Source organism: Saccharopolyspora sp. NPDC002686 (assembly GCF_040295745.1).
Lineage (GTDB): Bacteria > Actinomycetota > Actinomycetes > Mycobacteriales > Pseudonocardiaceae > Saccharopolyspora > Saccharopolyspora oryzae.
This window is the reverse complement of record NZ_JBEOVY010000289.1, coordinates 1-10,345: the sequence shown is the minus strand read 5'-3', so window position 1 is coordinate 10,345 and position 10,345 is coordinate 1. Positions and strand designations below refer to the sequence as shown.

The window sequence follows — 10,345 nt, the reverse complement described above, 5'->3', positions numbered from 1 at the left end:
GATGTGGACCGCACTTTAAAATGAAACAGCATATCCCACCCACGGCGGATCACAGTTTCAATTGAAACTGCGGGTCCGGTGTGGGCAGGCGAACGACAACGCGCCGCAGCTCCGGTGGGAGGTGCGGCGCGTTGGAGTCCTGGTGCTACGCCGAGGCGGGCTCTTCGTCCTTGTGGCGCTTGGTGAGCTGGGAGGTTTCCTTCAGCGACTCGATGGTCCGCTTCGGGGCCCTGATCTTGCGGACCCGGCGGTAGCCGAGGAGGGCCAGCAGACCGGCCACCACCAGCATCAGCAGGAAGACGATGCCGAACGACGCCCAGCGCCACAGGCCGAGCTGGGCCAGGCCCTCGGCCAGCGTGAAGAACAGGAAGAACAGGCTGAAGCCGAGCACGGTCAGCGCGAGGATGAAGTAGACGCTGCCCTTGACCGCCTTCTTCGCCTCACCGGCGAGCTCGGTCTTGGCAAGTTCCACCTCGGACCTGACCAGAGTGGACAGGTGGGTGGTGGCATCGCGGACCAACGCGCCGACGGACTGCCCATCAGGAGCAGTGCCCTCTTCGGACAGCGGGATGGACGTGACCGCAGTCCACCCCGCACCGTCACGGCTGCCGTTGGTGCTGTTCTGGGCGCTGTTCACGTGCCCCATCGTGCCACGCGCGATCAACGGGCGACCCGGCGACTCGCGGTGCGTTACCCGTGAGTGACTTCCGGCGGGCCCCACCAGCGGCGAGGCCCCCGGCAGCCGCAGCTCGCCGGGCAGGTCAGGATTCGCTGTTCACGACCTCGTCGCCCTTGCGCCTGCGGCCCCGGCGCAGCAGGACCGCGGCGGCGACCAGCGAGGCGATCGCGGAGGCGATCAGCACCGCCGCCTTGGCGCGCTCGGCCGCGGCGCCTTCCAGCGACAGGTCGGCGATCAGCAGGCTCACCGTGAAGCCGACGCCGCCGAGGATCGCCAGCGCCGCCATGTCGCTCCACTTCACCGAGTCCGGCTTGGCGCCGATGCCCAGCTTCACCGCGAGGAACGAGCTGCCGAAGATGCCGATCAGCTTGCCGAGCACGAGGCCGATGATGACCGCGATCGCGACCCGGTCCTCGCCGATGGCCACCAGCGCGTCGCCGTCGACGGGGACGCCGGCCGCGAAGAACGCGAACACCGGCACGATCAGCCCGGCCGACCAGGGCTGCAGGCGGTGCTCCAAGCGCTCCGAGGGCGAGGCGTGCTCGTCCGGGTCGCGGTGGACGCGGGTGAGCAGGCCGAGCGCGACGCCGGCGATGGTGGCGTGGATGCCGCTGGTGTGGACCGCGATCCAGACCGCCACGGCCAGCGGCACGTACAGGAACGGGCTGGTGACGCGCTTGCGCTGGAGGTACCAGTACACGGCGCACAGCACGACGGCGGCCAGCAGCGCGAGGACGCTCAGGCCGTCGGTGAACAGCACGGCGATCACGATGATCGCGCCCAGGTCGTCGACCACCGCGAGGCTGAGCAGGAAGACTCGCGCGGCGGTCGGCATCCAGGACCCGGTCAGCGACAGCACGCCGAGTGCGAAGGCGATGTCGGTGGCGACCGGGATGGCCCAAGCGGCGTGCGCACCGGGCGCGCCGTGGCCGATCGCGAAGGCGAGCACGGCCGGCACGATCATGCCGCCGAGCGCGGCGATGACCGGGAGCATCGCGCTCTTGCGGTTGGACAGCTCGCCGACGACCAGTTCGCGCTTGAGCTCCAGGCCTGCGACGAAGAAGAAGATCGCCAGCAGGCCGTCCTTGGCCCACTCGCCGACGCTCAGGTTCAGGTGCAGCGATTCCGGTCCGAACTCGAAGTCGCGAACGGCCTGGTAGAAGTCGGTCAGCGGGGAGTTGGCCATGAGCAGCGCGACCGCGGTGGCGGCCAGCAGGACCATGCCGCCGACGGTCTCTGTGCGCAGGTAGGCGGCGAAGTCGAACGTCCTGGTCCGCTTGTTCTGGTCGGCTGTCGACACTCGATGACTCCGTTCGTGGGTAGCACGGATTGCGACGCCGACCAGACTTCCCGGCACACCTATTGCGCGATTTTAACATCCGACCGCCGGATGGTTGCTGTGCGAAACCATGCGGGCGCGGCATTGTCGCAGGTCATTGGCTTGATCGTGGTTCGCCTTGCCGGGAACTTCACGTTCTGTTGACAGCGAAGGGGCGCCCTCCCGAGCGGGAGGACGCCCCTGTCCGATGACGCGGATCAGTCGTCGCTGCCGGTCTTCAGGCCCTTCGAGATGAGGTTCATGACGCTCGAGTCGGCCAGCGTGGTGACGTCGCCGACCTCGCGGTTCTCCGCGACGTCGCGCAGCAGGCGGCGCATGATCTTGCCGGAGCGGGTCTTCGGCAGCTCCGGCACGATCATGATCTGCCGCGGCTTGGCGATCGGCCCGATCTCGCGGGAGACGTGCTCGCGCAGCTCCTTCAGCGCCGCCTCGCCGGAGGCCGCGTCGTCGACCCCGCCGCGCAGGATCACGAAGGCCACGATGCCCTGACCGGTGGTCGGGTCGGAGGCGCCGACCACCGCGGCCTCGGCCACGTTCGGGTGCGAGACCAGCGCGGACTCGACCTCGGTGGTGGAGATGCGGTGCCCGGAGACGTTCATGACGTCGTCGACCCGGCCGAGCAGCCAGATGTCGCCGTCGTCGTCGTACTTGGCGCCGTCACCGGCGAAGTAGTAGCCGAGGTCGGCGAACTTCGACCAGTAGGTCTCGCGGTAGCGGTCGTCGTCGCCCCAGATGCCGCGCAGCATCGACGGCCACGGCTTGTCCAGCACCAGCAGACCGCCGCCGCCGTTGGGCACCTCTTCGCCGGTCTCGCTGACGACCTTCGCCGAGAGCCCGGGCAGCGGGCGCTGCGCGGAGCCGGGCTTGGTGGCGGTCGCGCCGGGCAGCGGCGAGATCATGATCGCGCCGGTCTCGGTCTGCCACCAGGTGTCCACGATCGGCGTGCGGTCGCCACCGATGTTCTTCCGGTACCAGATCCACGCCTCGGGGTTGATCGGCTCGCCCACGCTGCCCAGCAGCCGCAGGCTGGACAGGTCGTACTTGGCGGGGATCTCGGCGCCCCACTTCATGAACGTCCGGATCGTGGTCGGCGCGGTGTAGTAGATCGTCACGCCGTACTTCTGGACGACCTCCCAGTGCCGGCCCTCGTGCGGCGAGTTCGGGGTGCCCTCGTAGATCACCTGCGTGGCGCCGTTGGCCAGCGGCCCGTAGACGATGTAGGTGTGCCCGGTGACCCAGCCGATGTCGGCGGTGCACCAGAAGACGTCCGACTCCGGCTTGAGGTCGAAGACGTTGCGGTGGGTGTAGGCGGCCTGGGTCAGGTAGCCGCCGGAGGTGTGCAGGATGCCCTTCGGGCGGCCGGTGGTCCCCGAGGTGTAGAGGATGAACAGCGGCTGCTCGGAGTCGAAGGCCTCCGGGGTGTGGGTGTCGGGCTGGCCGTCCAGCACGTCGTCCCACCACTTGTCCCGCGCGTCGTCCCAGGCGACCTCGCTGCCGGTGCGCTTGACGACCACCACGTGGTCGATGCTCGGCGTCTCCTTGACGGCCTCGTCCACGTTGGCCTTCAGCGGCATCGCCTTGCCGCGCCGGTACTGGCCGTCGGCAGTGATCACCACCTTCGCCTCGGCGTCGTTGATGCGGGAGCGCAGCGCCTCGGAGGAGAACCCGCCGAAGACGACGCTGTGCATCGCGCCGAGCCGGGCGCAGGCCAGCATCGAGAACACCGCTTCGGGCAGCATCGGCAGGTAGATCGCGACGCGGTCACCGGCGCTGACGCCCAGCGAGGCCAGCGCGTTGGCGGTGCGCGAGACCTCGCGCTGCAGCTCGGCGTAGGTGATGTCGCGGGAGTCGCCGGGCTCGCCCTCCCAGTGGATCGCGACCCGGTCGCCGTTGCCTGCGTCGACGTGCCGGTCCACGCAGTTGTAGGCCACGTTGAGCTTGCCGCCCACGAACCACTTCGCGAACGGCGCGTCGGACCAGTCGAGGACCTGGTCCCACTTGGTCTCCCAGTGCAGCTGGTCGGCCTGCTCGGCCCAGAACGCCTCGCGGTCGGCATCCGCCTGGTCGTAGAGCTCGGCGGTGGCGTTCGCCTGCGACGCGAACTCCGCCGACGGCGGGAACGTCCTGCTCTCGTTCAGCAGGTTGCTGAGTTCGTTGTTCTGCCCGTCGGGCTGGCTCATCGCCGAGAACCTCCGTGGTCGTGGGGTAGCCAGTGCTAACCGCACCGTAATGCGATCGGGCTCACTGCAACAGAGGGTTAGCGCTATTGGTTCAGACCAATTGGGCGTACTGTCCGAAATCACTGCGCTACGCGGGGCTGTCGAGGGGTCCACTGTGGCATATGTCGCATCCGGCCCCGCCAGCGGGGGGAAGGCCTGGCGGTAGCGTCAGCGGGCGTGAACGACAAGCCTTCGCTGGCCCCGTTGGTCGAGCTGGACGGCGTGGCCGACGCCGTGGCCGAGGCGCGCGCGGCGATCGACGAAGTCCACCGGCACCCGGCCAACCGCCGCGGCTGGCCGACCACCGCGGCGGAAGCGTCGGTGCGCGCCGCCCGCGCGTCCGCGGCCATCGCCGGAGGCGCCGCGGAGATCCCGGAATCCGGGGAGGTCTCCGACCCGCTGCTGGCCGGTTCGCTGCGGATCGCCGAGGCGATGGGCGCGCTGCTGCCCACCTGGCAGCGCGCGCCTCGGCAGGCGCTGGCGCGGATGCACGTGCTCGCCGCCGCAGACCTGGTGGAGGACCCGGACGAGCTCGGTCGCCCGCAGTCGGACCCGGTGGTCGCCGAGCGGCTGGACCTGCTCGCCGAGATCATCACCGATCCGCAAGCGCAGGGTCCGGGCCCGGTGCTGGCCGCCGTCGTGCACGGCGAGCTGCTCGCGCTGCAGCCGTTCGGCCTCGCCAACGGCGTGATCGCACGCGCGGCCGCGCGCCTGAGCGTGATCGGCAGCGGCCTGGACCCGAAGGGCCTGGTGGTCCCGGAGGTGGCCTACTTCCGCCGCCAGGAGGAGTACGCGGAACTCGCCCTGGGCTTCGCCACCGGCGACCCGGACCAGGTCGCGCAGTGGATCGTCTACTGCTGCAAGGCGCTGGAGTCGGGCGCCCGCGAGGCGAAGTCCATCGCCGACGCGGTCCAGGAGGGCTGATCCCCGGGAACCGCAGTTTCAATGGAAACTGCGGGCACCAGGCACGGGGAACCACAGTTTCAATGGAAACTGCAGATCGAGCCGGAGGAACGAGGACTCGGTGAAGAAGATCCTGATCGACTGCGATCCGGGCATCGACGACGCGCTGGCGCTCGGGTTGGCGCACGGCAGCCCGGAGCTCGACGTCGTCGGCGTGACCACCGTCGGCGGCAACGTCGAGCTGGAGCACACCACCGACAACGCCCTGCGGCTGCGCGAGTTCTACGGCATGGACGTGCCGGTTGCGCGGGGCGCCGGACGGCCGCTGGTGCGCGAGCCGCGGACGGCCGGGGACGTGCACGGCAACTCCGGGCTCGGCGGCGCCGTGCTGCCGGAGCCGAAGGCGGCGCTCAGCGAGCAGCACGCGGTCGACTTCATCATCGACACCTTGGCCGCCTCGCCCGGCGAGATCAGCCTGACCGCGGTCGGGCCGCTGACCAACATCGCCCTGGCCCTGCGCAAGGAACCGCGGATCGCGGACTGGGTGAAGGAGTTCGTGATCATGGGCGGCTCCTACACCCGCGGCAACACGAACCCGGCCGCCGAGTTCAACATCGTCGCCGACCCGGAGGCCGCCTCGATCGCGTTCAACGCGCCGTGGCGGACGGTCATGATCGGCCTCGACCTCACCCACCAGGCGCGCGCGACGGCCGAGGTGCGCTCCGGCTTCGCCGACCTCGGCCGCCTGGACGCGGAACTGCTCACGCCGTGCCTGGACTTCTACGGCAGCCACATCAGCTACCAGGAGAAGGGCCCGGCGATCCACGACGCGTGCGCGGTGGCGTACGTGATCGACCCCGGCCTGTTCGAGTCGGTGCCCGCCCGCGTCGACGTGGAGACGCAGGGCCGGTTCACCTCCGGCATGACGGTCACCGACTTCGACGCCCCGGCCGACCGCCGGAACGCGACCGTTCCGACCACTTTGGACACCGCGGGCTTCTGGCGCCTGGTCACCGACGCCTACCGCAACGTCGCCGCAGACCTCCCCGGCTGAACTGTCGGCGGTCGCCTACGGGGTGAGGGTTCGGAGGGCTTCCCGGACCTGTCCGTCGGCGACCGCCAGAGCCGCCGCCGAGGCTTCGACGTCGGCGCCGGTCAGGAGGTGGACGAGGGCCGTCTTCAGGTCTCCGTCGGCCGCGGTCAGCGCTGCTTCGCAGACCTCCTCGGAAGCACCGGTCGCTTCCTGGAGGATGCCGATCGTGCGGCCGCGCAGCTTCGCGTTGGTGGCCAGCATGCTGACCATCAGGTTCGAGTAGGTGCGGCCCATCTTGATCATCACCGCGGTGGAGAACGAGGTGAGCAGCAGCTTCTGCGCGGTGCCCGCCTTCATCCGGGTGGAGCCGCTGATCGGTTCCGGCCCGGTGTCCACCGCGATCACCACGTCCGCCGGCACCTGCCCGACGTCCGGGTTCGAGGTGATCAGGGCCGTCTTCGCGCCGAGCTGCTGCGCGGCCTCCAACGCCGCCAGCACGTACGGCGTGCGCCCGGACGCCGCCAGGCCGATCACCAGGTCGTCGGGCGAAGCGCTCTCGCGGATCTCGGCGGCACCGGTCGCGGCGTTGTCCTCGGCGTTCTCCACGGCTCGGCGGAACGCCTCGGAACCGCCCGCCTGGTGCGCGACGATCCAGTCCGGCGGCACGTTGAAGGTCGGGATCAGCTCCGCCGCGTCGAGCACGGCGAGCCGGCCGGACGTCCCCGCGCCCACGTAGTGCACGCGGCCGCCCGCGCGCAGGGCGGTCACCGCCATGTCCACCGTGCTCGCCAGCTCGGGCAGGACCCGGCCGACGGCCACCGGGACCGTGCGGTCCTCGCCGTTGAGCACGTGCAGGATGTCCAGCGTCGGCAGCAGATCGATGTCCCGCGTCCGCGGGTTGGTCCGTTCGGTCGGAGCGTCCACCCGCACAGCGCGGTCCCGGCTCATCACGCCTCCTTCTGCCGCCGGCGGTCCGGTCGGCTTTCGAGGCGGTGGCCGCCCACCGCTTCGTAGGTGGCCTCCAGCGCTGCCCGGGCCTGGTCCAGGTGGCGCTGCGCGACGCCGATGAACAAGCAGTCGATCACGGTGAGCTGGCCGATCCGGCTGGCCATGGCTCCCGAGCGGTAGGTCGTTTCGCGGACCGCCGTGGTCAGCACGTGGTCGGCGACCTCGGTGATCGGGGAGCGGGCGAAGTTGGTCAGCGCCGCCGTCGTCGCACCGCGCCGCCGCGCCTCGCGCAGCGCCTCGACGGTTTCGGTGGTGGCACCGGTGTGCGAGATGCCGATGGCGACGTCGCCTTCGCGCAGCACCGCAGCCGAGGTCAGCGCGTTGTGCGTGTCGGACCAGGCGAAGCAGGTCAGGCCGATGCGGTGCAGCTTCTGCTGGAGGTCGAGCGCGACGAACGCGCTGGCGCCGACGCCGTAGACGTCGATGCGGCGGGCCTGCGCGACGTCGTCGACGAGCGGCTCCAGCACCGACGCTTCCAGCTGGTCGGCGGTCTCCTCAACGGCTTTCGCGTCCGCGTAGCCGACCTTCTCGATGATCTGCCGGATGTCGTCGTCCGGGGCGATGTCGCTGCCGAGCTCGCGATCGCGCGTGGACGTGCGCGCGGTGTCCGCGGCGAGCGCGATGCGCAGGTCCGGGTAGCCGCCGACGCCGATCGCCTTGCAGAACCGGGTCACGGTCGTCTCGCTGGTGCCTGCGGCTTCGGCGACTTCGGTGATGCTGCGCCGCGAGATCGAAGCAGGGTCGGCGAGCACGATGTTGGCCACCCGCTGCTCGGCTCGCGCGAGACCCGGCAGCAGCGAACGAATCTTGACGAGGGGGCTAGCCTCGGCCGATTCGTGGGAAGTGTCGTCTGTGGCCATGTGGGAAACTTACTAACCGTTGCTCAAGGCGGTCAATGGCCCTCTTCCGGGTTTCCGACCGGAGGACGGGGCAACTTCATACCCGGGTTGCATCTCCCTACAACTACTCCGAAAGTGGGAATACCCGACTTCCCCCGCTCCGAACCGCTATCGCCCCTGGGCAACGCCCGCGCGCCAGCCGTCGAAGTGCCGATTTCGCGAAGAAATCGGGCCGGTCGCTCGCCCGATCGCCAGCTTCGAGCCGCTGTTGTCCGGGTCCGGGCCGACGGTTGATTTCTTGCGAAATCGGCACGCGAGCGGTTACTGCTTGGTGCTGTGCTCCGGTTCGACGTAGACGATGACGCGTTCGTCGCCGGGCTGGGGCCAGGGGTATTCGTCCTCGTCGAGGTACTTCTTGGCCATCTTGTTGATGAACCGGTTGTCCTGGTCGTCCTCGATCTTGGCGACCCGGCCGCGCACCTCGACGTAGCGGTACGGATGGTCCGGGTCGTGCACCGAGATGGAGATGCGCGGTTCCCGCTTGAGGTTGCGGTACTTCTGCCGCGTCTTGGTCTGGCTGAACTTCAGGTACTGGCCGTCCCAGTCGATCCACACCGGGCTGGACTGCGGTTCGCCGTGCGGACCGATGGTGGCCACGTGCCCGAAGGCCTGCTTTCCCAGGATGTCCGCGCGGTCCTGCGGAATCACCGACATCTCGAACTCCTCCCGACGGGTTTCACCTGAGTCCGACACTGCCCGCAGGCAGCCGCCATCGCGACTCGGGAGTCCCGGAGGAGGGGACTCCCTCAGCGGTTGGCGAGGGCCTGCTGGAGGAGCTTGTGCAGGGTCTTCTGCTCGTCCTCGCTGAGCCCGGACAGCGGGGTGTTCACCGAGAAGCGCTCGATGATCTGCGCCCGCTGCCGCTCGCCCTCCTCGGTCAGGGCGATCTCCTTCGCGCGGCGATCGGTGGGGTGCGGGCGCCGGGTGACCAGGCCTTGCTTCTCCAGGCGGTCGATCAGGAAGGTCACGTTCGACGTCGCGCAGTGCATCCGATCGGCGAGCTCGCGCATGCTCAGCGGCTCGGCCAGCTCGCGCAGCGCGATCGCCTGGGACGAAGTGAGATCGCTGTCCGACACGCAGTGCCGCACGTGCTCTTCGATGTTGTGCGAGAGCTCGCTGATCAGGCTGCAGAGCTCCCGGGTTTCCGCGGACCGGTCCATGTCACCAGGATAGCAAGTTAGAGATGTTGCAATTAGAATAGTTCTAGTTGTAAGTTGACCGGCATGGTTGCAGAACACCGTTGGAACGCGGTCGCCGGAATCCGCTCGATCGAGCTGGGTGACCTGCGGATCAGCTACGTCCCGGACGGCGCGGTCGGGCTCAAGCCGCGCGGCTGGTTCCCGGAGACGTCGGAGGACGACTGGCGCGAACACGCGCACTACCTCGACGACGCGGGGGAGCTGGTCGCGAGCATCGGCGGGCTCCTCGTCGAGCACGGCTCACGCGCGATGCTGATCGACGCCGGTTTCGGCCCGGAGACCCACCCGGCGGATCCGGAGAACCCGATCATCGGTGCCCTTCGCGGCGGTGAGCTGCTGGAGAACTTGACCGCATTGGGCCGGGCTCCCGAAGAGGTCGAAGCCGTCGCGATCACCCACCTGCACACGGACCACATCGGCTGGGCGCACCGGGGAGTCTTCCCCGCGGCGCGATTCCTGCTGGCGGAGCCGGAGTGGAAGCTCCGCGACCAGCACGCACCGGACGTCACCGACGAGATGCTGGCCGGCGTCGAAGCGCAGCTCGAAACCGTCCACGATGGACAAGAGGTCTTCCCCGGCGTCCGGGTGCGGTACTCCGCCGGCCACACGCCGGGCCACGCGTCCTACGCGATCACCTCGGGCGACCAGCGGCTGATCGTCTTCGGCGACGCGCTGCACAGCGCGGTGCAGATCTCGAACCCGACCTGGCCGGTCCAGGTCGACGTCGACCAGGAGCAGGCGATCCGAACCCGTCAGGACCTGGTGCGCGAACTCCACGAGCCGGGCACGATCGGCTTCGGAGGCCACTTCGCCGACGTCCAGTTCGGCCGAGCGATCACCGACTCCGGCACCACCCGCTGGCACCCCCCTGACCTGACCGCCTGCGGCGCATGCGACCCGCGGTGCCGGTCGTGCTTCGCGGTCGCAGACCGGACAGGACGCAAATTCAATGGAAATCGGACCTCCGATTTCCATTGAAATTGCGGGAGTTCTCCACAGCGGGGGCGAGTTGTCCACAGGAGCGGACGGCCTGTTCGCCTCGGGAGGTGAGGTGAACAGGCCGTTC

Annotated in this window: 10 protein-coding genes; 3 read left to right on the top strand and 7 right to left on the bottom strand. The window is 69.4% G+C overall.

Features of this window, described 5'->3' with window-relative positions; translation table 11 throughout:
- Window positions 1-145: 145 nt before the first annotated feature.
- From ABTZ89_RS29375 to acs, 3 genes are all read right to left on the bottom strand, one after another.
- Window positions 146-646, bottom strand: a complete 501-nt coding sequence (locus ABTZ89_RS29375; RefSeq protein WP_270947430.1) for a phage holin family protein — start codon at window positions 644-646, stop codon at window positions 146-148.
- Window positions 647-761: 115 nt separating this feature from the next.
- Window positions 762-1,979, bottom strand: a complete 1,218-nt coding sequence (gene nhaA, locus ABTZ89_RS29370) for a Na+/H+ antiporter NhaA (protein ID WP_270947429.1) — start codon at window positions 1,977-1,979, stop codon at window positions 762-764.
- Between the two features lie 236 nt (window positions 1,980-2,215).
- Entirely contained in the window at window positions 2,216-4,198 is a 1,983-nt protein-coding gene (acs, locus tag ABTZ89_RS29365; protein WP_351050702.1) for an acetate--CoA ligase, read from the bottom strand.
- A gap of 216 nt (window positions 4,199-4,414) precedes the next feature.
- Between acs and ABTZ89_RS29360 the strand changes: the two genes are divergently transcribed.
- Both ABTZ89_RS29360 and ABTZ89_RS29355 read left to right on the top strand, forming a co-directional pair.
- Window positions 4,415-5,161 carry a Fic family protein gene (locus ABTZ89_RS29360; protein ID WP_270947426.1) on the top strand — a complete coding sequence of 249 codons (747 nt, stop codon included), beginning with the start codon at window positions 4,415-4,417 and terminating at the stop codon, window positions 5,159-5,161.
- A 100-nt stretch (window positions 5,162-5,261) separates the two neighbouring features.
- Window positions 5,262-6,194 carry a nucleoside hydrolase gene (locus ABTZ89_RS29355; RefSeq protein WP_351050698.1) on the top strand — a complete coding sequence of 311 codons (933 nt, stop codon included), beginning with the start codon at window positions 5,262-5,264 and terminating at the stop codon, window positions 6,192-6,194.
- Between the two features lie 15 nt (window positions 6,195-6,209).
- Here the strand turns inward: ABTZ89_RS29355 and murQ are convergent, their stop codons facing one another.
- The 4 genes from murQ to ABTZ89_RS29335 all read right to left on the bottom strand — a co-directional run bounded on the left by murQ (window position 6,210) and on the right by ABTZ89_RS29335 (window position 9,240).
- Complete coding sequence (gene murQ, locus ABTZ89_RS29350; RefSeq protein ID WP_408641782.1) at window positions 6,210-7,121, bottom strand: N-acetylmuramic acid 6-phosphate etherase; 912 nt, start codon at window positions 7,119-7,121, stop codon at window positions 6,210-6,212.
- Window positions 7,121-8,041: a MurR/RpiR family transcriptional regulator gene (locus tag ABTZ89_RS29345; RefSeq protein ID WP_270947422.1), complete on the bottom strand. Its 921-nt coding sequence runs from the start codon at window positions 8,039-8,041 to the stop codon at window positions 7,121-7,123. Before ABTZ89_RS29345 ends, murQ begins: the two co-directional genes overlap by 1 nt.
- Before the next feature lie 300 nt (window positions 8,042-8,341).
- Complete coding sequence (locus ABTZ89_RS29340) at window positions 8,342-8,734, bottom strand: PPOX class F420-dependent oxidoreductase (RefSeq protein WP_270947420.1); 393 nt, start codon at window positions 8,732-8,734, stop codon at window positions 8,342-8,344.
- Window positions 8,735-8,826: 92 nt separating this feature from the next.
- Complete coding sequence (locus ABTZ89_RS29335; RefSeq protein WP_270947419.1) at window positions 8,827-9,240, bottom strand: MarR family winged helix-turn-helix transcriptional regulator; 414 nt, start codon at window positions 9,238-9,240, stop codon at window positions 8,827-8,829.
- Window positions 9,241-9,303: 63 nt separating this feature from the next.
- On the opposite strand from ABTZ89_RS29335, the gene ABTZ89_RS29330 reads away from it, so the two are divergent.
- Complete coding sequence (locus ABTZ89_RS29330; RefSeq protein WP_351050692.1) at window positions 9,304-10,257, top strand: MBL fold metallo-hydrolase; 954 nt, start codon at window positions 9,304-9,306, stop codon at window positions 10,255-10,257.
- The last annotated feature ends 88 nt before the right edge of the window (window positions 10,258-10,345 follow it).